The organism is Hyphomonas sp. UBA3195 (assembly GCF_002366485.1).
In the GTDB taxonomy this organism is placed as follows: Bacteria; Pseudomonadota; Alphaproteobacteria; order Caulobacterales; family Hyphomonadaceae; genus Hyphomonas.
Window position 1 is genome coordinate 61,377 of record NZ_DEXB01000050.1, and the last position, 22,820, is coordinate 84,196.

A 22,820-nucleotide genomic window follows, 5' to 3' on the forward strand; every position below is an offset into this window, starting at 1 on the left:
TTGGGTCCTTATGAGACGAACTGTTCCCGAAGGACGGGCTTGAGGATCTTGCCATTCGCGTTGCGTGGCAGGGGCTCGGTCATGAAGAGGACCTTCACGGGTACCTTGAACGCAGCCAGGTGACTGGCGGCATGCGCTCTCAACTCATCTTCGGTAACATGCATGCCGGGTTTCAGTTGCACGACAGCGCCGACTTCCTCCCCAAGAATCTTGTGTGGGATGCCGACGACCGCCGCGTCCATCACAGCCGGGTGCTCATAAAGGGCATTCTCGACTTCGATACAGTAGACGTTCTCACCACCGCGGATCAGCATGTCCTTGGCCCGGTCAACGAGAAAGAGGAAGCCCTCTTCATCCAGACGCGCAAGGTCTCCTGTCACGACCCAGCCATCGCGGAAAGTCTCGGCAGTCGCTTCCGGTCGGTTCCAATAGGCCTTGCAGTTCATCGCGCCCTTACACCAGAGTTCACCAACTTCGCCCTGTGGCACAGGATTGCCATCAGGATCGCAGATTTTCAGCTCAACGGCTTTGGGCGGCGCCCCGGCACTGCCCGGACGGTTCACATAGTCTTCGCCGATGTTCAGCGTTGCCGTGGCACACGTTTCCGTCATGCCCCAGCCATTGCCAGGGGCCGCATCCGGGAAGCGCTTCTTGATGGTCGAGACAAGCTCCGGCGCCGACGGTGCGCCACCATAGGAAATAGCGGCGATAGAGGACAAATCATATTTGTCCCTGTCCGGATGTTCAAGCAATTGCCAGGCAATGGCAGGGACACCCCCGACAGCCGTAACCTTTTCTTCCTCGATGATCGGCAGGGCCTTACCCGCATCCCACTTGTACATGGAGACAATCTTGTCGCCGCGCAGCAGGGATGGGATCAGGATCGCGAAAGCCCCTGTGGCATGAAAAAACGGAATCGCCAGCAAGGTCGCGCGCTGTTCGTTTGGATCAGGCTCAGGTACAGGTTCGCCCTTGCGCAGGAACATACGGGCCTGGCAGGTCATGGAATTGAACATGTTGGAAACAACCGCGCGATGGGTGGCCAATGCGCCCTTTGGTTTCCCGGTCGTTCCCGACGTGTACATGATCGTTGCGTTGTCTTCCGGCTCCAGATCAATAGCTGGCCACGACACTGCTGGCAGATTGGCCCATTCATTGGCCCCGCCAACATATGTTTCCATCCGTGACACGCGCGGGTCGCCATACTCACCTTCTGGGTCGCGCGCGATGATGACGTTTTTCAGGTCCGGCAACTTTTCCCATTCCGTCCTGACACGCTCATAGATTTGTGGGTCAACGAAGGCGAGTTTCACGCCGGCGAAAGACAGACCGTATTCGAGCTCGTCACTCGTCCACCAGGAGTTCATTGGGGTGGCAATGGCGCCAAGCATGGAGGCAGCGAAGAAGGCGACGGGCCATTGCGGATAGTTACGCATGACGATGGCGACGCGGTCACCCTTCTCGATACCATACGTGTCGCGCATGACGGCAGCGAGTTTGATGACGGCTCGGGCGAGGGCATCAAATGTCACGCGCTCATCTTCATACACAATGAAGTCACGGTCGGCGTATTGCATGCTGGCGAGTTGAAGCACCAGTGGAATGGTCGGCGGCGCATTCTTGTAGATCTTCATTTCGACGCCATTGATGACAGCGTCCATGAGTTCTAGCGGGGAACCTTCGGCCGCGAGCATCTCATTCGCCTGAGCGATGGACATGGCGGGCCAGTTTGGCAAAGTGTCTGCAGGCATGGGTTTCCTCTGGATGTGTGTTTTGTCCACACAATCACGCCACCCCAAAGTATTGAAGGAAAAATTGACCGTTCATCCGACAATTTTTCGAGAGCGGGGGCAAAATCATGTCCCAAAGCGCAGTACGCCGCCGACACGCCCGTTCCGAAATAGAAACAGTCGTATCGACGGCGAAAAATTCTGGATCGATTAAGAGCGGTTACTTGCCGAAATCGCAAAAACGCAGCGCGTGGTTGGTGCCATCCGGCTCGACAGCATCGTAGCTGCGTCCGGTCAGCTCATCGCCCTCACAGAGATAGCCGATCTGGTACATGGCGATCAGTGTCTCATTGTCAGGCGTCAGATCGCTGGCAATCATGAGATCGATAGCATCCTCATGGCGGCCCAGTTGCATCAGTATATCGAACTTTTGCTGGCGAGTGGTTTCGGGCTGGTTCAACACCGTCATCAGCGAATCTGCCTTGCCACGCGCCGTCGCGAGCGCAGGCACTGCCTTGGCATACACCGCTGTATCGTCGAGCGTGTTCACGATTTCTTCGAAATCCTCGATCGCGCCCATGACATCATAGCCTGAATGGCTGGCACGCAGCTCGCCGCGGCGCAGGAGTGTCTCGGCAAGTTGCTCTCGCGACAGTTCTGGATCGCCTGAAAGCTGGGTCAGGCGGTCGATGGCGGTCTGAGTGTTGCCAGCCTCCTCCAGACCCTCAACCGTGGTCATCGCCAGCGCGTAGCTGGACATGGTTTCAGTCATTGGTGCGACTGTGGCACCCGTTGCCTCGGTCGAGCCGGACGTGGAAGAACAAGCTGCAAGTGCCAGAGCGGAAGCAGCAGCGATTAGGCCGGAACGAATCATGGGACATCTCCAACAGGGAACAGAAGAAATTCAGTGCCTAGTCGTAGTCGCTCAAGGCGTGCGCTGACAGGGCGGTAATGTGGATTTTATGTGACCTTTCAACTGGTCAGGTCTGCACACCATTCCAGCCCGATGAGATCATCCCGGTCTTCACCGAACTCGTGCAAGCGGACATCCGACTCGCCTGCCTCACAGATATAGCCTGCGGCGACCAGTGTTTCGACCTGCTCAGGGGTCGGCGGCAAGCCTGACGATCGATAGCGCGCAACGGCCTCTTCATGGCCACCCAAAGTCCAAGTTCCGTCAAACCATTGAGCGAGCGTAAGGAACCGGTTCATCGACACCTTGATTTGCTCTACATCGGTGCGGACATAATCGAGTTCCGTTCGTGCATTCGCCGCAAGGGCGTGATCCGGCGCGATCTCCAACAGGGCTTCGAAATCTTCAATCGCGCCCAGCCGATTATCTGCCGCCTGTCGGCGCAAGCTGCCCCGATGATACAAAGCCTGGACGCGTTGCTCGGCCGTCAGCGAGTTGCGAGCGAGCAATTCGCTTAACATCGCTTCGGCGTCGTACGGGTTAGAATCCGCCAATGCCTGCGCAATGACCGTTTCCGGTGGCGGCCCTGTATCGGCTGCTTCCGGCGCAGTGGCGCAGGCAGCCAGCAATAGCGCGGCGCTGATCGAAGTATAGAATGGAAAGCGTCTCATGCGCGGCACATAAGACCGGTTCGCCGTGCGCCGCAAATTGCTTTTCAGATAGATATCAGGCCCGGGCCAACCGGTTGATCTCGGCAATGTCACCGCGGCCCAGAGCTTCAATCGCCTTGGCGGCAATGTGACGGGCATTAAGGCCAGCCGTTTCATACATCTGGTATGGGCTATCCTGATCTTGGAAGACATCTGGCAGCGTCATTGGGCGGATTTTCAGGCCATTGTCGAGCGCGCCTACGCGGGCCAGGTGTTCCAGCACAAAGCTGCCGAAGCCGCCCGTCGCACCTTCTTCGATAGTGACCAGAACCTCATGCTCGCGCGCCAATCGTTCGACCAGTTCGGCGTCCAGCGGCTTGGCAAAGCGCGCATCCGCAACCGTGGCAGACAAGCCCTGCGCAGCCAGCATTTCAGCAGCCTTTTCAGCTTCGCCCAAGCGCGTGCCGTAAGACAGTATCGCAATCGTCGTGCCTTCGCGAACGATCCGTCCCTTGCCGATTTCGAGCGGCTCGGGGTTCTCCGGAACAGCCGCGCCGGTGCCTTCACCACGCGGATAGCGAAAGGTGGATGGGCCATCATCGATCTGCGCCGAGGTCACAACCATGCGAGCGAGTTCTGCTTCGTCTGCAGCTGCCATACATATCATGCCCGGCAATGCACCAAGATATCCGATATCAAAGCTGCCCGCATGCGTTGCGCCATCAGCGCCAACAAGGCCTGCGCGGTCGATCGCAAACCGGACCGGCAATTTCTGGATCGCCACATCATGCACGACCTGATCGTAGCCGCGCTGCAGGAAGGTAGAATAGATCGCCGCGAACGGTTTCATGCCGTCTGCCGCAAGGCCGGCGGCGAACGTCACAGCATGCTGTTCGGCAATGCCCACATCGAAATGGCGGTCCGGGAATTTCTTGGCGAAAATGTCGGTCGATGTGCCGGACGGCATGGCAGCCGTGATCGCGCAAATCTTGTCGTCAGTTTCTCCGAGTTTCGCCAAGGTCTGGCCAAACACTTTCTGGTAATTTGGCGCCTTGGGTTTTGGCTTCGATTGCTCGCCGGTGATTACGGAGAACTTCGAGACCCCGTGATATTTGTCCGCCGAATTTTCGGCCGGCGCATAGCCTTTGCCCTTTTGGGTAACGACGTGGATCAGGATCGGGCCGTCCTTCATCGCTTTCACATTCTCGAGAACCGGGAGAAGCGTATCGAGATCGTGACCATCGATCGGCCCGACATAATAGAAGCCGAGTTCCTCGAACAGCGTGCCGCCCATGGCAAAGCCGCGCAAATACTCCTCCGCGCGCCTGGCCGGACTTTCCAGCCCGATGGGCGTGACCACTTTTTTGGCGATCCGACGCAAACCGCGATAGGGCCGCGAAGATACGAGTTTAGACAAGTAATTGCTCATCGCGCCGACCGGAGGCGCAATCGACATGTCATTATCGTTCAGGATTACGATCAGGCGGGATTTGTCCGCGCCGGCATTGTTCATGGCCTCATAGGCCATGCCAGCAGACATGGATCCGTCACCAATCACGCAGACAACATGCGTGTCGCCGCCTTGCAGGTCGCGCGCCTTCGCAAAGCCATGTCCCGCAGAAATGGAGGTGGATGCGTGCGCAGCGCCAAACGGGTCGTATTCGCTCTCGGCACGTTTCGTGAAGCCTGACAGGCCGCCAGGCTGTCGCAGTGTGCGCATCTGGTCGCGACGCTCTGTCAGGATCTTGTGCGGATAGCATTGGTGGCCGACATCGAAGATCAGCTTGTCTGCCGGTGTATCGAAAACGGAATGGATCGCGAGCGTCAACTCCACGACACCCAGCCCCGACCCCAGGTGGCCACCCGTAACCGAAACCACATCGATGACTTCGTCGCGCACTTCATCTGCGAGTTGTTTCAATTCCGCCCGCGAGCGGCCTTTAAGGTCGGCAGGAGAATTGATTGCATCCAGCAAACGATTGGGGCGGGCGTCGGTCATTCCAGTTTAAGCTCGATCTTTGAATTGTTATTCTGACCAGACCTTAATGCGTTCTATCGAGCACAAAATCGACTGATTGCAGCAGTATATGGGCCTTTTCGCGGAAAATTGCGAGGTGTTCCTTCGCCTGTGCGGCGAGAATGCGCACCCGCTGGCGTGCGCCCTCAATGCCAAGAATGGTCACAAAATTCGCTTTTCCTGCCGCCTCGTCAGTGCGTAGGGGCTTTCCAGCGCTGTCCTCGCTGCCGGTCGCATCGAGCAAATCATCAGCAATCTGGTAGGCCAAGCCAAGATCATTGGAGAAGCCCGCCAGTGCGTTGCGTTCAGCTTCCCGGGCGCGACCGACAATCGCCGCCGCTTCTGTCGCGTAGGAAATCAGCGCGCCCGTTTTGAGGCGTTGCATGCGTGTGATTGTGTTCAAATCCCGCGGGCTGTCAGATTCCAACATGTCGATCATCTGGCCGCCGACCATGCCGCGCGCGCCGGATGCATCGGCAAGCCGCTCGATCAGCATGGCCCTTACGGATGCATCATCATGGGTCTCGGTTGATGCCAGGATCTTGAAGGCCAATGTCAGCAGCGCGTCTCCGGCCAACACCGCAGTCGCTTCATCAAAAGCCTTGTGAACAGTCGGCTGGCCACGCCGGAAATCATCATCATCCATGCAGGGAAGGTCATCATGGACGAGTGAATAGCAATGTACGCATTCAAGCGCCGCGGCAGCGCGCAGCAAGGTCTTCTCGGGCGCATCGAACATCGCGCCCGTTTCCAGCAGGAAGAAAGGCCGCATACGCTTGCCATTGGCCAGAGCGGCATGGCGCATCGCGCGCATCAAATTGGCTTCCGGGCCGCCTGCAGGCGGGATCAGCTGGTCAAGCGCAACGGTAATCCGGTCGGCCACCTCTTTCAGGCGCTGTTCGAACTCTTGGGCCTCGCCCATATCGAGGCCCCTTTAGTCGAAATTGGCGGACTCTGTGGTCGGCCCATTGGCCCCTTGGACAATCTGCTCAACCTTCAGCTCGGCGGATTTCAGACGGGATTCACAGTGCGCTTTCAGCGCCGCGCCGCGTTCATAAATCGCGATGGATTTCTCCAGCTCGACTTCGCCTGCTTCCAGTTGGCGGACGATGATTTCGAGTTCGGCCAATGCCTCCTCGAAGGTAAGCTTGTCGACTGGTTTCTCTTTCGCATCAGCCATTCTTCGGCCTCATCTTCCTTGAAATTTCCGTGACACTAGAGCGGCGACCTGAGGTCCACAACCACTTCCCGACCAGATTTACCGGTATTCGTAGATGCGGTAGCTCCAATATGCGTCGCCGCCGTCATACGAACACTTCCAGCCCAGCTTCTTCATTTCCGGACGCAGCATTCGATTGAACCAGCCATGGGCCGCCAGATAGACCTTGCCCTCACTGGACGCCTCGTCGAGCTTAGACGCGGCGGCAGCGGCGCGCTGACGCGCCTGCTTCACGCTTTCGCCATCCAGCGCATGTCCGTTCAGCCAAGCAGCACGGGCGAGAATATTCCACGTTTTCGGCAGATAACGCACACCCGGCAGAAGGGGAGGAGGCAATGGCGCCTCATTGAATACCGGGTCAAACAGTGCCTGCATGTGCGGCGCCGCACGTGCAGCGGTCTGCTGGGCACGCAGGCGCGCAGAAGCAAATACAATGTCAGCATCGGCCACCGATTTGACCAGGCCGTCCGGCGGCGTCTGGTCATCGGCCAGAGGGCCAATCTCGTAACGTTCCCACCAGTCGCGATACTGTTTCCAGTTCAGTCGCGGGCCCGCCGTGCGGTCGAGGGCCGGGCGACCGTGACGCGAAATGATGATGGGACCGCGCTTCCGGTCTGTCGATGTCGTGTCTGGCATCGCCATACAAATCATACTCGTTGTTGCTGGCCCCGTGACCATTGTTCCAAAATTGCCCTAACGGGGTTGCCCCCGCCCGGCAAGGCGCGTTTGTACACCCATTCACTTGTCAGGTTGTGAAATTCGAAGGGCTCAGAGCCCCTTCCAGACACGCTTGCGGCAGGGTTCTTCGTCCTGCAGCTTGCATTTGTGGAAGGTGACGAGGACCGTTTCTGCGCGACCAATCATGTGATCCATCGGCACGAAACCAATTGATGCCACATCCGCAGGCACGCGCGGCTGACAGCCCGCCCGGTCAATTACGCCCTCTATGGCCGGGCAGTGCCCACTTGGAAAGCGACTGTCGAGCGAATTGTCCCGATTATCACCCATCATGAAGACATGCCCTTCCGGCACGATGAACAGGTCGGTATTGTCGCCCCGTCCACCTTTTTCCTGCCGGTGAGTGATCCACGTCTTGTCGCCAATCGTTTCCTGCCATTCATGCGCGATATCGATCGCCACGGCATTGTGCGGAACGTAACGGATGGTGCGCAGGTATTCGCTCTCAACCGCTTCGCCATTCAGATAGAGCTGCTCGCCAATCAGCTGGATCTGATCGCCTGGCAGACCAATCAGACGCTTGATCATGACGCGGCCCGTATGCGGATGCTCGAACACAACCACATCGCCGCGCTTGGGTGTGCTGGCAAAAATCCGGCCCTCGGGCAACGGAATGAAGCGCCCCATCGAAAACGGCAGAGAATAGCGGTCATAGCCATAGGCGAATTTTGCCACAGCGACCCGGTCGGTCACCTGTAGCGTCGGGACCATGCTTTCAGAGGGAATCACGCGCTGCTCGTAGGCGAGCCCCGAGAACAGCAGAAACACGGGTACAAAGACGGCGAGCGTAGCGCCCCATTCACGAAGCTCTTGTTTGAGCTTGGCGCCAAGGCCTGGCGCCTCGGCGACTTCATCGTTCGCCGCAGTGTTACCATCTGATGCCATGGGGACCTCATCCATCGTCTTCGTGACGTTTGATCTGTTTAGACGAAAGAAGTCCTGATTGCGAAGACGAAAACGCCTCCGCTGCTGCAAAAGCCGGGAATGCCCGCCTTAGCTCAGGCTGTACAGGTCTATTCCGGTTTCATTCCGTGTCACAGACACATCACCCCGATAAATGAGATAGTTGAGATGCGCCAATGCCTCACCCGTGGCCATGCTGACCTCGTCGTCGGAAATCGCGCGGCCGAACAGCGTGGTGAACGTATCCACTGCCTTCATGGGCCCACGCTCCAACCTCTGAAGCAATCTTGCGAGCCCCACATGATGACCGTCAATCAAGTGCTGCAGCCGTTTGTGGGCTCCGGTAAAGGGCTCATTATGAGCTGGCAGGACAAGCACGTCTTCCGGCAGCCGCTGTTTCAACTTTTCACAGCTTTCGAGCCAGTCGAGCAATGGATTCGCCGCAGGCTCAGTCGGGTGGACGGATATGTTGGAAGAGATCCGCGGCAGAATCTGGTCACCTGAGATCAGAATATTGAGATCGCGACTATAAAGACATGCATGCTCGGGCGAATGCCCACTGCCGGTGATGACTTCCCATTCCTGACAGCCCATTTCGAAAGTATCGCCGTCAACAAGGCGGCGGTAGGAATCCGGCAACGGCATGACACCTTTTCCAAACCCGCCGAACTTTTCCTTGTACTGGTCGAGCTGGGTCTTGTTCCAGCCGGCACGCAAATAGAAGTCCAAACCAGCCTTTGGCGCACTGCGCCCGGTGTCAGATACCAGCATCCGGCACGTTGTATATTCCAGACGAGTCATCCACAGCTCAGCGCCCCATTTGTGACAGAGCCATCCAGCCGTTCCGATATGATCGGGGTGCATGTGGGTGACGATAACCCGCTTGAGAGGCTTCTGCTCACTGACCCGATCAGCCAACAATTTTCGCCAGACGTCACGCGTCTCATCATACGGAATCCCGGTGTCAACAATAGTCCAGCTATCGCCATCGTCGATCAGCCAGACATTGATGAATTTGAGAGAGAAATGCAGAGGCATAGCCAGCCAGAACAGGCCGGGCGCTATCTCCCTGATTTCGCCGGGAGCGGGCGCCGATTGTCCATGCGGATAATCAAGGCGCGGCCGTGTCGGCTTGCTGATTTCTGTACCATCCATGTCAGGAGGATACGCAGCTTCTTGCGTCCGTCGAGCCGTACCGCAAGGTCATGCCACAGCAAGACGCGTACGAATATCCTCAACCAGAGCGATTGGAGCTGCCATACCGTCGACCCGGATAACGTCTTCCGGCGGGACCAGCGCGGCCAGTTGGCTGTCGAGCAGGGAGACCGGCATGAAATGGTCGGCGCGCGAGGAAATCCGCTGCCCAAGCTCATCTTTGGGCACGTCTAGCAGGACGAACAGGCACGTCCGACCGCTCTGCTCGCGCAGACCTGTCTGGACAAAGGGCGTAAGCGCCGAACAGGCCAGGACCACCCGGTCCTCCGGCATGTCGGTCAGGGTTTTGCACAGGCTGCGCACCCAGTCGGCGCGATCTGCATCGGTCAGGGGTGTGCCGGAGGCCATCTTCTCCTTGTTGGCGGCGGAGTGGTAGTCATCCGCTTCCACAAACGGCCAACCCTCGGCCTTGGAGAGGGCTTCGGCAATGGACGTTTTTCCACTGCCCGCCACGCCCATGATGATGACCAGGTCCCTCACTTGATGGGTGTTCGCTTGCGAGGCTTGAGCTTGGTGCGCTTGAACTTCTCGCCTTTCAGCGGGGAGACTGTTTTCTCTCCAGAGGCCGGTCCCGGCTTCCCGCCTGAGCGGGGGGCGGTCCTGTCAGGGCGCCGGTCTGGCTTGCCTGACCGTTCGGGACGTTCAGCCCGCGCGGGACGATCCGGACGCCCACTCCGTTCTGCCCGATCTGAGCGCTCCGGCCGCTCCGGTCGCGGCTTGCGGGGACGGGGCATGTCACCTCTCAGCAAGGCTTCGCGTTCACGGCCACTGATCGGGCGCCACTTGCCTTCCGGCAAACCTGCAAGCTCCAGCGGCCCAACACGCACACGCATCAGGTCCACAACATGCAGCTCTACCAGTTGGCACATACGCCGGATCTGGCGGTTGCGGCCTTCGTTCAGGATAAATTTCAACTCCTGCTGTTTCACTTGTTCGACGATGGCAGGTTTCAGCTGGCGACCATCCAGCTCGAGACCATGACGCAACTTGCCCAGCTTGTCGGGCGTAACATCGCCCTTCACCTTGACCAGATATTCCTTGTCGAGCTGGCTCTCCGGCCCAATCACGGCCTTTGCCAACACGCCGTCTTCAGACATGATCAACAAACCGCGGGAATCCTTGTCCAGACGCCCGAGGGGCGCGAGCTTGTTATAGCGCCCCGGAATGGCATGACTTTTTCCCGAAAGGCTATCGCCTGAGATGAGCCGCACAGCGGGAATTTCATCGCCCTCCGGCGTGCCCGAAACAATACTGATCGGTTTGTGGAACAGGATGGAAAGCTGATTATCGAGCCGACGTGCAGCCTTCTGCGCCAGATCCAACGTCTGACCGGTCTCGATCTTCTGGCCCGAGATCGCTTTCTCGCCGTCGACTTTCACCAGACCCTGCTCAATCAGGGAGTCCGCCTCGCGGCGTGAGCACACGCCTTCCAGCGCCAGCCATTTGTTGATCCGCAAAGGCTCGTCGCCGGAATAGGTTTTGGTCCAAGCCATGGCGTGTCGCGCCTCCTGATATAGTGCGGCCCGTCATATCGGCGCTGGCCGTTCCTCGCAACATTCAGTCGACATTGTGGGGCATTTCCGGCATAGGCGGGCGCCCCGCACGGAGATGATTGAATAATGACGGACCGCCGCACCGCAGCGCCCCTGCTCGCCTTTGGCCTGTTAGTGCTCGGGACCATTCTCGGCCTTGCCGGGACGGATTTGGTCCTACCTGCCGTTCCGTCCTTGCCGGAAACCTTGCGGGGCTCGCAGGCGATGGCGCAGCTGGTGCTGGCCGCCTTCGTGGCAGGTGGTTGTATCGGTCTGCTGGCCTTCGGTGAACTCGGCGCACGGATCGACCAGCGCAATCTGTTGGTCATCTCGCTTGCGGCCTATGCGCTGGTCTCGTTCGCCTGCATGGCCGCGCCGTCCCTGTCCGTTCTGGTTGGACTGCGGTTCTTGCAAGGTCTGACCGGATCTGCCGCAGCTGTGTTTGCTCCAGGCATGATCCGCGCCATGTTTTCCGAGGAGAAAGCCGTTGGCGCACTTGGCTTCATGGCCAGCATAGAATCCTTGATCCCTGCCCTTGCCCCCGTGCTCGGCGTCTGGCTGCTGCTGGCATTCGGCTGGAAAAGCTCTTTTCTCGCCCTGGGTATCTTGAGTCTAGGCGTTGCAGCGCTCGTCGCCATGCTGCGTCATCGCCTGCCCGCGCCGCCGTCGACGCGGGCGCCGGGCAGCTATCTGCGCCACGTGATCAATCCGGTCTTCCTGCGCTATGCCCTGAGTCAGGCCTTCACACTCGCCGGACTGCTTATCTTTGTGTTCGGCGCACCGGCCATGATCACCAAGGGCCTTGGCGGCGACCTGGGCGACTTCATCATCATGCAGGTTACAGGGATTGCGTTCTTCATTGCAGGATCGAACTTTGCCGGCAAGCTGTCCGCACGGTTCGAACCTGAACCGATGATCCTGTTCGGATCGACTATGTCCGCCGCAGGCCTGGCTGGTATTCTGATTTACGCACTGTTGGGTGGGACAGCACCACTGATGCTCGCCGCCCTGTTTGTGCCGGTCAATCTCGGCCTCGGCTTTCGGGGACCTCCCGGTTTCTATCGCGCGGTTGTCGCTGCGCGCGGAGATGATGCGCGCGGGTCGGCACTCGTCCTCGTGGCCATCCTTTCCACGACGGCTGCCGGCACCGCCATCGCCGCGCCGTTCGTCACATTTGGCATGGTACCACTTGCGGCGATTGGGACAGCAGTCTCCTGCGCCTCGGTCCTGTGCCTGATCGCCTTGCCGAAGCTCAGCGCCTGAGCCGAACTCACGCGATACCGAACAGAGCTTCGCTATTGTCGAGGAAAGGGGAACCGCCTTCGGTGATGCCGGAGACACGGCCCGGCGCGGTGGCCAGAACAGTCTCGGAAAAGAAGCCCGCAAGTGCCAGTTGGCGTGCCCGGAAGCTGCCTTCCTCACCGCGTGCAGCAACAGCTGCCCGCGTCAGGAAGTGCCCGCCAATCACGTCTCCCGCCAGCGCGAGATAGGCCGTCGCGCCCGCAAGCGCTTTGTCCTGATCGCGATCCTTCATCGCTTCCAGCATCCAGTCGCTGGCTTCGCGCAGGGCTTCGGCGCCAGCGCGCAACCGGTCTGCAATCTGCACAAGCTGTGGGTCATTGGTCGCGCGGGCATCTGCCGCCGTCGCCTCGACCTCACCCAGCATCACTCGCATGGACTCACCATTCGTGCCGGTCAGTTTACGCCCGACAAGGTCGATGGCCTGAATGCCATTCGTGCCTTCATAGATCGGGGCAATCCGGGAGTCGCGATAAAGTTGGCCTGCGAGTGTCTCACCCATAAAGCCCATGCCGCCATGTATTTGCACACCAAGGCTCGCCACATCGACGCCCATATCCGTGCACCATGCCTTGGCAATTGGCGTCAGCAGGTCTTCCCGCATCTTTGCAGCAGCGCGTGTGGTTTGATCCGGGGACGCCTCGGCGAGGTCTGCGGCGACCCCACAGGCATAACAGATCGAACGCGCTGCAGCGACGCGAGCGCGCATGGTCGTCAGGGTACGGCGCACGTCCGCATGGTGCAGGATTGGAGCGGGGCCCTCAATGCCCGGTGCCTTGCCTTGCTTGCGCTCCTGCGCATATTCGAGTGCCGTCTGGTAGGCCGCCTCGCCCACAGCAACTCCCTCAAGGCCGACATTCAGGCGTGCGGAATTCATCATGGTGAACATGCAGGCCAAGCCCTTGTTCTCCTGACCGATCAGCCATCCGGTCGCGCCATCATATTCCATCACACAGGTCGGCGAGGCGTGGATGCCCATCTTCTTTTCAAGACCGATACATTTGACGGCATTGCGTGCGCCAAGGCTACCATCCGCTTCAACCATAAACTTCGGCACGATGAAAAGAGAGATGCCGCGCGAACCTGCGGGCGCATCCGGCAAGCGCGCCAGGACCAGGTGTATGATGTTCTCGGCGACATCATGATCGCCCCATGTGATGAATATCTTCTGCCCACTGATGGCGTAGCTGCCATCTTCCTTCGGCACGGCTCTTGTCTTGAGCGCGCCAACATCCGAACCGGCCTGCGGCTCCGTCAAATTCATGGTGCCGGTCCAATTGCCGGCCACGAGGTTGGGAAGATATGCCTGCTTCTGGTCATCTGTGCCGTGCGCCAGCAGGGCCTCAACTGCGCCGAAGCTGAGCATAGGGCAGAGCCCGAACGACATGTTGGCCGCGTGGAACATTTCCATGACCGCCAAGGCGAGCGCCTTCGGCAGGCCCTGCCCGCCCCATTCCTCTGGCGCCGACAGGCCCATCCATCCACCCTCCCGGAATTGGGCGTAGGCATCAGCAAATCCCGGCGCGGCCTTCACCCCATCCTCGGTCAGTACGGCACCGTGCGCGTCGCCAGATGCATTGAGCGGCGCCAATACATCACGTGCCAGCTTGTTGGCTTCTTCCAGGATCGGCGTGATCAGCTCGGGGTCATAATTGCCGAATGCCTCCAGCCCTTCCAATCGGGACAGGCCCGCAACGGACTGGAGCGCGAACGCCATATCGTTGAGCGGAGCGTCATAGGCCATGTATTTCTCCCAGAATCCGAATAGGTTATATCCCGAAGAGCATTTAGCGCGGGGATGGTGCCACGCCAACTGCGCCCTATAATCACCTGAACCGAACCCATAGATGTCCAGGAGACACGAATATGCGCAAAATCCTACTTTCCGCTTCCGTCCTCGCGCTCGCCGCTTGCGGCGCCGCCGAGACCACCGCCCCTGCAGCAGAGGCCCAGACGCCGGCCAATGAGACAAGTGAAACAGCTGCTCCGGCTGCAGAAGAGACCGCACCGGCCCCGGAAATGGCTCCGGCCGGCACGTATGTGCTCGATCCGACGCATGCGTCGCTTGTCTGGACGGTGAATCATTTCGGCCTGTCCAACTATACCGCCCGCTTCACCAAGATGGATGCCACACTGGAGTTCAATCCTGATGACGCGTCCGCCACATCGCTGACCGTCACGGTCGACCCGACATCGGTCGAAACAGACTATCCGGGCGACTTCAAAGCGACGCACGCCGATTCGCCGTACGACACGTTCGATGAAGAAATCGCGCAGGATCCAACCTATTTCAACGCAGGCGAATATCCCGAGATCACCTTCACCTCGACAGAAATCACAACAACCGGCCCGACCACCGGCACTGTCACAGGCGATCTGACCTTCCTTGGCGTGACCAAGCCAGTGACGCTGGATGTTACTTACAACGGCACCGCGACCTTCCCTTGGGCCCCGGAACAGCCAAAAATCGGCTTCTCCGCCACCGGCTCACTCAATCGTTCCGAATTCGGCCTGTCGAAAATGGTGCCAAACCTGGGTGACACGATCCACCTGACCATCGAGGCGGAATTCGCCAAAGCTGCCGAATAAGACAGGAACATCCTCGACATGAAGACTGAAACGTCTCGTTACACGATCGTCGCCATCACCCTTCACTGGGTGATGGCAGCCCTTCTTCTGTTCATGATCTGGCTCGGCTGGAACATGGACGACAACGAAGTACGCTTTCAGCTTCACAAATCGATCGGGATCCTGCTTCTGTTCCTCACCTTGGTCCGGGTGATCTGGCGAGTCATGAACCCGCCACCGCCACTTCCGGAAGAGATGCCAGCCTATGAAAAGCTGGCGTCTCATCTTGTCCACATGGCATTCTATGGACTGATGATCATTCTGCCCCTGGCAGGATGGCTGCTTGTCTCCACCTCCAAATTCAAGGTGCCGACCGTCTTGTTTGAGACGGTCAGCTGGCCACACTTGCCAGCGCCGGATTTCCTGCGCGGAGATATTGCGCACGTCATCATCGAGAACATCCATTCCAAAGGCGCTTGGATTCTGATCATCCTGCTAGGCCTGCATGTGGCCGGCGCGGTGAAGCATGAATTCGCTGCTGAAGACGGAGTATTGAAGAAGATGTTGCCTGGCTTGTTCGGAAAGCCTGCGACACCCCCCACCGCACGAGGATATGTCCGCGCCTTCGGAACGGCGATCATTGCCTTTGCCCTCATCGCGATCATACCGATTGCGGGCTCAGGTCAATCCAGCAGCGCCACACCGCAAACTGACGAGGCCGTCGCCCCCGCAGACGAAACCATCGAAGCAAATTGGGATGTCGTTTACGACACTTCTGAAATTCGGTTCACGGGTATGTATGATGGAGCCGAATTCACCGGCACCTTTGACGATTGGTCAGCAGATGTGGAATTCCATCCAGAAGCGCTCGATGAGTCTCGTGTGCTCGTAACGGTCCAGACAGCTACTGCCGATGCTGGCAAGAAGCTCTACAATGACAGCCTGAAGGGCCCGGAATGGTTCGACACGACCACCTATCCTGACGCCCAGATCAGCCTGAGCAACTTCAGCGAAACAGACACAGGCTATAGCGCAGATGCTGCAATATCGCTGAAGTCCGAGCTGATCACGGTGCCGCTCGACTTCACGCTTGAAATCGATGGCGACACCGCGATGCTGGCTGGAAAAGCGGTCATGAGTCGCAGAGCCTTCAATCTCGGCCAGGACTCTGATCCCTCCGGAAGCTGGGTTGGCGATGAAATCACAATCTCCGTAACGGGAACCGCCACGCGCAAATAATGCGCTGGTGGCTTCCGGGGCCGCGACGCGAATGCTAAGCCCGCGCGCATGACTGCCATCGCTCCTATCGAATCCAGCACACTCCAACTGGCTGCCAGCTTCCTGCGCAAGGGCGGGCTCGTCGCCATGCCGACCGAGACCGTCTACGGGCTCGCCTGCGATGCATCAAACCCTGACGCGGTGGCACGACTATACACAGCCAAGGGGCGTCCCAGCTTCAACCCCCTGATCGCGCATGTTGCTTCACTGGAAATGGCGCAAGCCGAAGCCGTATTTTGTGACGCAGCGTTCAAACTCGCACATGCGTTCTGGCCTGGTCCGCTTACTTTGGTACTGCCCGTTGCTTCGACCGGGACGGTTTGCGACCTGGCCCGGTCTGGCCTCGATACAATTGCCATCCGCATGCCGGCCCATCCCGGCGCGCGTAGCCTGATCGCGGGTTTCGGTCGTCCGGTTGTCGCCCCGTCGGCCAACCGGTCCGGACATATCAGCCCGACACTGGCCGAACACGTCAAAGCCGATCTCGACGGCAAGGTCGACCTGATCCTCGACGGTGGGCCGTGCACGCAGGGCATCGAATCCACCATTGTCTCATTTATCGGTGACCAGCCAACACTCCTGCGAGCCGGCACGGTCGAAACCTCCGCCCTCGAAGCAGTCCTTGGCACGTCACTCGCTCGTGCAGATGAGGGCGATGGCATCTCTGCCCCTGGGCAACTGAAAAGCCACTATGCACCCAATGCCCGGTTGCGTCTCAATGCGAGCGCCCCCGAAGCAGGGGAAGCCTGGCTGGGTTTCGGCCCGGATGAGGCAAATGGGCTCAACCTCTCGCCATCTGGCAACCTGACCGAGGCTGCTGCAAACCTGTTCGCCATGCTGAGGCAACTGGATGCAGAGGCCGACCGCATCGCCGTCGCGCACATTCCGAATGAGGGGCTTGGCGAAGCCATCAATGATCGTCTCGCTCGGGCCGCGCACCGAGATGACTGATGGAAGCAACAAACTCGAAATCGCGCAGGAAATGAGTAGGTTTACCCAATGACAGAGCTTAGCCCGGACTTCCTGACCGCCGCCCAAAACCTGCTCGGCCCGAGGGGGTGGAGCATGGCGGCGGAAGAACTCGCCAAAGTGTCGTCGCCCTGGCGCGGCACCTACAAGGGCGAGACGCCTTTCCTCGCAAAGCCCGCCACAACGGAAGAGACCGCTGCACTGGTGCGACTTTGCAATGAATATGGCGTCGCGATCACACCTCAGGGCGGCAATACCGGCCTGGTTGATGCGGGCACGCCGCATGGCGAAATCTGTGTGTCGATGCAACGGATGAATGCGGTACGTGCACTCGATGCGTTCAACAATTCGCTCGTGATCGAGGCTGGCGCCCCCCTTGTCGTGGCGCAGCAAGCGGCCGACGACGCCCAGCGCTTGTTCCCGCTTTCACTCGGCTCGGAAGGCACCGCCACGATTGGCGGCCTGATTTCGACCAATGCTGGCGGGGTCGCGGTGCTGCGCTATGGCATGATGCGCGACCTGATCCTTGGCCTCGAAGTCGTGCTGCCGAATGGAGATATCTGGAACGGCCTGTCGGGCCTGCGCAAGAACAATACGGGCTACGATCTGAAACACTTGTTTGCTGGCGCAGAAGGTACGCTCGGTATCATCACGGCTGCGACCCTGAAACTGTTTCCCAAGGTTCAGCGCGCGAGCGCCTGGGTCACCTGCACAACAGCAAGCGACGTCGTGAAACTGCTCGCAATGGTTCGCGACCATGCCGGCGATACGGTTACGAGCTTCGAGATCATCCCCGCCAATGCCGTCGCCATGGTACAGGCAGACGTGCCGGACACGCGCGACCCACTTCCATCTGATTTGCCTTGGCGCGTGCTGATCGAAGTTTCCATGTCGCGCGCCGAACATGCCCGCGACGTTCTCGAAGGCGCACTCGCCTCAGCATATGAGAGCGAACTTGTGCAGGATGCCGTCATTGCCGAAAGCGTCGCGCAAGCCGAAAGCTTCTGGCACATCCGCGAGACAATCCCCCTGTCGAAACGAGCATATGGCACCGCGCTGAACCAGGACATCTCCGTACCGGTCAGCCGCATTCCCGAATTTATCGATGCTTGCAACGCGGCTGTTCTGGAAAAGGTGCCTTCAGCGGAGTTTGTGATCTTCGGTCATGTCGGCGATGGCAATCTCCATTATTCTGTTTGCGAGCCAGCCAGCGCAGAGCGCCCAGTTCTACGTGGTCAGGATGAAGCAATCTTTCGTATCATCTATGATCAGGTCATGAGCTTCGACGGATCCATTAGCGCCGAACACGGTGTTGGGCGGCTGAAACGTGATGAACTGGAACGCATTCGTCCGAAGGCAGCCACCGAAATGATGCGTGCCATCAAACATGCGCTAGACCCAAACAAGATCATGAACCCCGGTCGCGTCATCAATTCCTGATCGGGTTCCCAGTTGCCTTCCCGCCGGATCGCTGTAGCGTCCACAGACCAATGCGGGAGACATAAATGCGTACACACCTTGCCGCCATCGCGCTCATCGCGCCGCTGATCGCCTGTGAGCCTACGCCTCCAATCGTAGGCGGACCGTGCAGCTATGAAACCACAATCATCTCGGCAACGGTGACCGAAGTCGATGAAGACGGCGCTTTGTTCGATGGGCCCGAGGGAGAATTGTGGGTCCCGGCCTCCTACTTGGGCACGCTGCCGGAAGTCGGAGAGACACTCACGCTGAAACGCGATCAGATCACCGAGGGCACATGCACGCCGGAAATGTACGAAGTGGTCGCAGCTGATGTCAGCGACAAGGACTAACGTCCCGAGCGGCGACTGGAAACGACCATGAGAAGGCCGTCCAGCGTCGATGCACTTGCGGAGTTTGGACGTGCGCGCTTGTCACGCTCTTTCTTCATGCGCGACTTCCTGTATTCGGATATCGCCGCGCTTCACGGCTTCTCGAACGTTCCCGATGATCCGGACCTTGCCATTACCGCCGGCACGAAGCTCTGCACGGAATTGCTGGAACCCTTGCAGGACGTTTTCGGGCGCATCGCCATCCGGTCCGCCTATCGCTCTGCTGAAGTGAATGGATTTGGCAACCAGATGCAGCGGGACAAGAAGAAGGGCTACAATTGCGCCTCGAACGAAAGCAATTACGGCCATCATATCTGGGACCGGCGGGATGCCGAAGGAAACATGGGTGCAACCGCCTGCGTCGTTATTCCAGCCTTCTACGATGCTTTCCACGCAGAAGGGGACTGGCAGAAACTGGCCTGGTGGATCCACGACCATTTGCCTTATTCAACGCTATACTTCTTCCCGAAACTCTGGGCCGTGAACATTCAGTGGCGCGAAAATCCGGTTCGCCAGATCGACAGCTATACCCCGCCGCGTGGTCGGCTGACAGATGAGAGTAAGCCGAATTTTCACGGCTCACACGAAGCGGATTGGGCATCCCTGCGTGACGTTTTCCCGAAAGCCTGAAAGGGTCAGCTGGCAAGCGCTGCAGATATCTCCGCATGCGACGCAAACACATCCTGCGCGCCCGCCGCCCTGAGCCGGTCGCCAAGCCCCGCATCGGCATGACCACCGCCCGTAAAGCCCCACGCTGTCATCCCGGCGGCGCGCGCGGCTGTCACACCATTCACGCTGTCTTCGAGTACGACACATTTGTCGGGCCGGGCACTGATCTGTTCGGCTGCGTGCAGAAACAGGTCAGGCGCAGGCTTTCCATCGGTAACGAGGTCTGAGGAATATATGTGCGGCGCAAAAGTATCGTACAGGCCAGTGAGACGAAGTTTACGGACGAGCTTTGGTGCCTCGGAAGACGACGCCACTGCCTGCGCCCCAGAGAACGCGGCGGAAACGCCCAACACACCTTCAATCGCGCGCAGATCCGTTTCGAAGTGTTGCCAGATGCGCGCCTGCAACTGGTCGGCAAAATCCGGAGGCAAGGGGCGTCCACGCTCAATGGCATCCGCCGCGAGAGCCGCATGGAAGTCCCGATTGTGCAGGCCGACAAAACGCGAAACGAAAATCTCGAACGGATAGTCGAGCCCCCAGCCAGAGAGCATTTCCCGTTCAGTGGCGATGGAGATTGTTTCGGAGTCGACCAACACCCCATCGCAATCAAAGATCAAGGCGTCCACAGAGCCTATCCCCGCCGCCCGAACAGGCGTTCGATGTCGGCGAGCTTCAGCTCCACATAGGTCGGCCGCCCATGATTGCACTGGCCGGAATGTGGCGTCGCTTCCATCTGGCGGAGCAGCGCATTCATCTCCTCGCCATTCAGTCGTCGTCCGGCTCGCACTGAACCGCGGCACGCCATGTTCCCCATGACTTCCTCGAACCGCTCCTTGAGCGCGAGGCCCGCATCATATTCGGCGAAGTCATCGGCGAGATCACGGATCAAGCCCATTGTGTCCATTTCCCCGAACAGGGCGGGGGTGGCCCGTACACAGATCGCGCCGGCCCCAAAAGGTTCGATTTCCAGACCCAGCTCAGCCAACTCGTCGGCGCGCTCGAGCACGCGGGTCGCCTCGTCCTCAGTAAGCTCCACCACATCCGGGATCAGCAGCGCCTGACGCCTTACCCCGCCCGCAGCCATTTGGCGTTTCATGTCCTCGTAGACCAGCCGCTCATGAGCGGCATGCTGATCCACGATAACGATGCCATCCGCTGTCTGCGCAACGACATAGGTTTCGTGCAACTGAGCGCGGGCGACGCCGAGTGGAAAGTCAGAAGGCATACCTTGCGCGGGCGCGGCTTCCGGCTCCACCCGTGCGGACGGAGCGGCATCATGTCGATAGGCAGGCGGTGGTGCTTCTTGCAGCCCCGCCATCACATCGCCAGAGGGCGGAAGAGGCTGATCGAAATCAATGCCCGATGGCTGGCGATAATAGGAAGAGGGGGAAGCCTGTCGCTCTGGCGCAGATGGCAACGACCAGAGATTGGCTGACGTGGCCTCTTCGATCCGAACCTTGCCGAGCGCAGAATTCGCGACCGTGGTCGACGCTCTGTGTCCCGCCGCGGCCAGCGCATGACGCAGTGCGCCAATCATCAAACCTCTTACATTCCCCGCATCGCGGAAGCGCACCTCGGTCTTGGCGGGGTGCACGTTCACATCGACATATTCTGGGTCAAGATCAACAAACAGCGCCGCCAACGGATGCCGGTCGCGCGCCAGGAAGTCCTGATAGGCGGCGCGGATTACGCCATTCAGCATACGGTCCTTCACGGGCCGGCCATTGACGAACAGGAATTGCATCTGGGCGTTGCCGCGATTGAGCGTCGGCAGGCCGGCAAAGCCAGCAAGGCGAACACCTTCGCGCTCGGCATCAATCTCCAGCGCGTTCTCACGGAAATCACGTCCCATGATTGCGCCGAGCCGGGCCAGTTGGCCGGAGGCGCCTTCGGCTTCAGCGGCATAGCGCAGCGAGTTCCGGCCATTATTTTCCAGCGAGAAAGCAACATGCGGATTGGCCATGGCGAGACGCTTGATCGTGTCAGTCACAGCCATGCTTTCGGCGCGCTCGCCTTTCATGAACTTCAACCGGGCGGGAGTCGCATAGAACAGGTCGCGCACTTCGATGCGGGTGCCAGTCTCGCCGCGCCCGGTAAACGCCGCCGGGCGAGGACCTTCCATCCGTCCCGCCTCAACAAAGACTTCGGCTGCGTCTTCGCCGGTCGCGCGGGATGAAATGCTGCAGCGGCTGACCGAGGCAATCGACGGCAACGCTTCACCCCGGAAGCCCATCGTGTGGATGTTCAGCAAATCCACCCGCCCGCCGGCATCCGGCACGAGTTTGGAGGTTGCATGGCGTTCCAGCGCGACGAGCAGATCGTCGGCCGACATGCCACAGCCATCATCTTCGATGATGATCCGTTTCAGGCCCCCAGCTTCGATGGAGACAGAAATTCGGCGAGCGCCAGCGTCCAGAGCATTCTCGACCAATTCCTTGACGGCAGCCGCCGGGCGCTCGACCACTTCGCCCGCCGCGATCCGGTTCACGACATCAGGTGGCAGCTTGCGAATCTCGGGGCGAGGGCGGACGGAATCAGGCATCTGGTTACAATACCCCGGCTGACGCGCTTTGTCCCCGCCTGCCCGCACGGTTTCAACAGGGACCAGCCAAGGCGGGTATGTCCGGCCCGCGCCCGGCGTCCAGTTGACGCAGGCCGGTTGCCTTCCTTGCGGTTACCCCACAAAGTGCGCCGGAACATTCCGGAGCCTGAAATTCCATGAAGTTGACTTCTTCCCTCGCCGTCGCCGCAATAGTGTTGCTCACCGCTTGTGGCGGCTCAGATGCGCCTGCAAATGACACCCCGGCCGAGGAAGCACCTCCGGCGAAGGCCCCGGCAGAAGCGGCGCCCGCCGCTGCCCCCGCTGAAGCGGCGGTTGATGCGGTATCACCGTTCGCGGCCCTGCCCGCCCCGTACAATACCGCCGATTATGCGCGCGGTCGCCGCACCTGGAAGCTCTGCCAATCCTGCCACATTACGGCGGAAGGCGGCGGTAATCTCGTTGGCCCGAACCTGCATGGGCTGTTCGGTCGCGAGGCCGGCACACTGGAGGGCTTTGCCTATTCCCCTGCCCTGCAAGAAGCCGACTTCATCTGGACGCCCGACAAGGTCGATCACTGGCTGGAGAACCCGCGCACTTTCCTGCCTGGCAACCGCATGACGTTTGCGGGTGTGCGCAAACCGGACGACCGCCTGGCGGTTGTCGCCTATCTGATGAGTGAGACCGGCTTCGCCGCCGATGCCAACCCGGAAGACGTCCCTGCGGAATAG

The 22,820-nt window shown here is 59.6% G+C and carries 22 protein-coding genes; 8 read left to right on the forward strand and 14 right to left on the reverse strand.

All coding sequences use genetic code 11. The features are described from left to right. Positions 1–8: 8 nt before the first annotated feature. The 11 genes from B2344_RS15165 to B2344_RS15215 all read right to left on the reverse strand — a co-directional run bounded on the left by B2344_RS15165 (position 9) and on the right by B2344_RS15215 (position 10,878). Complete coding sequence (locus tag B2344_RS15165; protein ID WP_290485529.1) at positions 9–1,751, reverse strand: class I adenylate-forming enzyme family protein; 1,743 nt, start codon at positions 1,749–1,751, stop codon at positions 9–11. Between the two features lie 199 nt (positions 1,752–1,950). Continuing rightward, positions 1,951–2,604: a hypothetical protein gene (locus B2344_RS15170; RefSeq protein ID WP_206992685.1), complete on the reverse strand. Its 654-nt coding sequence runs from the start codon at positions 2,602–2,604 to the stop codon at positions 1,951–1,953. A gap of 98 nt (positions 2,605–2,702) precedes the next feature. Then, positions 2,703–3,314 carry a hypothetical protein gene (locus B2344_RS15175; RefSeq protein ID WP_206992684.1) on the reverse strand — a complete coding sequence of 204 codons (612 nt, stop codon included), beginning with the start codon at positions 3,312–3,314 and terminating at the stop codon, positions 2,703–2,705. A gap of 55 nt (positions 3,315–3,369) precedes the next feature. Beyond that, positions 3,370–5,292: a 1-deoxy-D-xylulose-5-phosphate synthase gene (gene dxs, locus B2344_RS15180; protein ID WP_290485530.1), complete on the reverse strand. Its 1,923-nt coding sequence runs from the start codon at positions 5,290–5,292 to the stop codon at positions 3,370–3,372. A gap of 43 nt (positions 5,293–5,335) precedes the next feature. Beyond that, complete coding sequence (locus B2344_RS15185; RefSeq protein ID WP_290482865.1) at positions 5,336–6,232, reverse strand: polyprenyl synthetase family protein; 897 nt, start codon at positions 6,230–6,232, stop codon at positions 5,336–5,338. A 12-nt stretch (positions 6,233–6,244) separates the two neighbouring features. Continuing rightward, positions 6,245–6,490 (reverse strand): exodeoxyribonuclease VII small subunit, encoded by a 246-nt coding sequence (locus B2344_RS15190; RefSeq protein ID WP_034813920.1) that lies wholly within the window; start codon positions 6,488–6,490, stop codon positions 6,245–6,247. Between the two features lie 78 nt (positions 6,491–6,568). Further along, positions 6,569–7,165: a histidine phosphatase family protein gene (locus B2344_RS15195; RefSeq protein WP_034814332.1), complete on the reverse strand. Its 597-nt coding sequence runs from the start codon at positions 7,163–7,165 to the stop codon at positions 6,569–6,571. Positions 7,166–7,297: 132 nt separating this feature from the next. After that, the gene (gene lepB, locus B2344_RS15200) at positions 7,298–8,152 is read right to left on the reverse strand and encodes a signal peptidase I (protein WP_206992681.1); all 855 of its coding nucleotides are present in this window, start codon (positions 8,150–8,152) and stop codon (positions 7,298–7,300) included. 108 nt (positions 8,153–8,260) lie between these two features. Then, a complete protein-coding gene (locus B2344_RS15205; RefSeq protein WP_206992680.1) occupies positions 8,261–9,325 on the reverse strand; it encodes an MBL fold metallo-hydrolase in 1,065 nt (354 codons plus the stop codon). 48 nt (positions 9,326–9,373) lie between these two features. Then, positions 9,374–9,865 carry a gluconokinase gene (locus B2344_RS15210; RefSeq protein ID WP_290485531.1) on the reverse strand — a complete coding sequence of 164 codons (492 nt, stop codon included), beginning with the start codon at positions 9,863–9,865 and terminating at the stop codon, positions 9,374–9,376. Beyond that, positions 9,862–10,878 carry a pseudouridine synthase gene (locus B2344_RS15215; protein WP_290482866.1) on the reverse strand — a complete coding sequence of 339 codons (1,017 nt, stop codon included), beginning with the start codon at positions 10,876–10,878 and terminating at the stop codon, positions 9,862–9,864. The genes B2344_RS15210 and B2344_RS15215 overlap by 4 nt, the downstream gene beginning before the upstream one ends. A gap of 126 nt (positions 10,879–11,004) precedes the next feature. Between B2344_RS15215 and B2344_RS15220 the strand changes: the two genes are divergently transcribed. Continuing rightward, positions 11,005–12,180, forward strand: coding sequence for an MFS transporter (locus B2344_RS15220; RefSeq protein WP_290482867.1), 1,176 nt, complete (start codon positions 11,005–11,007; stop codon positions 12,178–12,180). A gap of 7 nt (positions 12,181–12,187) precedes the next feature. Here the strand turns inward: B2344_RS15220 and B2344_RS15225 are convergent, their stop codons facing one another. After that, positions 12,188–13,960: an acyl-CoA dehydrogenase gene (locus tag B2344_RS15225; protein ID WP_290485532.1), complete on the reverse strand. Its 1,773-nt coding sequence runs from the start codon at positions 13,958–13,960 to the stop codon at positions 12,188–12,190. Positions 13,961–14,082: 122 nt separating this feature from the next. Here B2344_RS15225 and B2344_RS15230 point away from each other — a divergent pair, with 122 nt between their 5' ends. The 6 genes from B2344_RS15230 to B2344_RS15255 all read left to right on the forward strand — a co-directional run bounded on the left by B2344_RS15230 (position 14,083) and on the right by B2344_RS15255 (position 19,511). Beyond that, positions 14,083–14,805: a YceI family protein gene (locus B2344_RS15230; RefSeq protein ID WP_290482868.1), complete on the forward strand. Its 723-nt coding sequence runs from the start codon at positions 14,083–14,085 to the stop codon at positions 14,803–14,805. 18 nt (positions 14,806–14,823) lie between these two features. Next, the gene (locus tag B2344_RS15235) at positions 14,824–16,023 is read left to right on the forward strand and encodes a cytochrome b/b6 domain-containing protein (RefSeq protein ID WP_290485533.1); all 1,200 of its coding nucleotides are present in this window, start codon (positions 14,824–14,826) and stop codon (positions 16,021–16,023) included. Positions 16,024–16,071: 48 nt separating this feature from the next. Next, positions 16,072–17,013, forward strand: coding sequence for an L-threonylcarbamoyladenylate synthase (locus B2344_RS15240; RefSeq protein ID WP_290485534.1), 942 nt, complete (start codon positions 16,072–16,074; stop codon positions 17,011–17,013). Positions 17,014–17,061: 48 nt separating this feature from the next. Then, the gene (locus tag B2344_RS15245) at positions 17,062–18,471 is read left to right on the forward strand and encodes an FAD-binding oxidoreductase (protein ID WP_206992672.1); all 1,410 of its coding nucleotides are present in this window, start codon (positions 17,062–17,064) and stop codon (positions 18,469–18,471) included. Positions 18,472–18,536: 65 nt separating this feature from the next. Then, on the forward strand, positions 18,537–18,842 hold the full coding sequence (locus B2344_RS15250; protein ID WP_290482871.1) for a hypothetical protein: 306 nt from the start codon (positions 18,537–18,539) through the stop codon (positions 18,840–18,842). A gap of 27 nt (positions 18,843–18,869) precedes the next feature. Next, positions 18,870–19,511, forward strand: a complete 642-nt coding sequence (locus B2344_RS15255) for a hypothetical protein (RefSeq protein WP_290482872.1) — start codon at positions 18,870–18,872, stop codon at positions 19,509–19,511. A gap of 5 nt (positions 19,512–19,516) precedes the next feature. Here B2344_RS15255 and B2344_RS15260 read toward each other — a convergent pair whose 3' ends face one another. Together B2344_RS15260 and mutL are read right to left on the reverse strand one after the other, a co-directional pair. Next, the gene (locus tag B2344_RS15260; protein ID WP_290485535.1) at positions 19,517–20,176 is read right to left on the reverse strand and encodes an HAD family hydrolase; all 660 of its coding nucleotides are present in this window, start codon (positions 20,174–20,176) and stop codon (positions 19,517–19,519) included. 5 nt (positions 20,177–20,181) lie between these two features. After that, complete coding sequence (mutL, locus tag B2344_RS15265; RefSeq protein ID WP_290485536.1) at positions 20,182–22,092, reverse strand: DNA mismatch repair endonuclease MutL; 1,911 nt, start codon at positions 22,090–22,092, stop codon at positions 20,182–20,184. 176 nt (positions 22,093–22,268) lie between these two features. Here mutL and B2344_RS15270 point away from each other — a divergent pair, with 176 nt between their 5' ends. Beyond that, a complete protein-coding gene (locus B2344_RS15270) occupies positions 22,269–22,820 on the forward strand; it encodes a c-type cytochrome (protein ID WP_290485537.1) in 552 nt (183 codons plus the stop codon).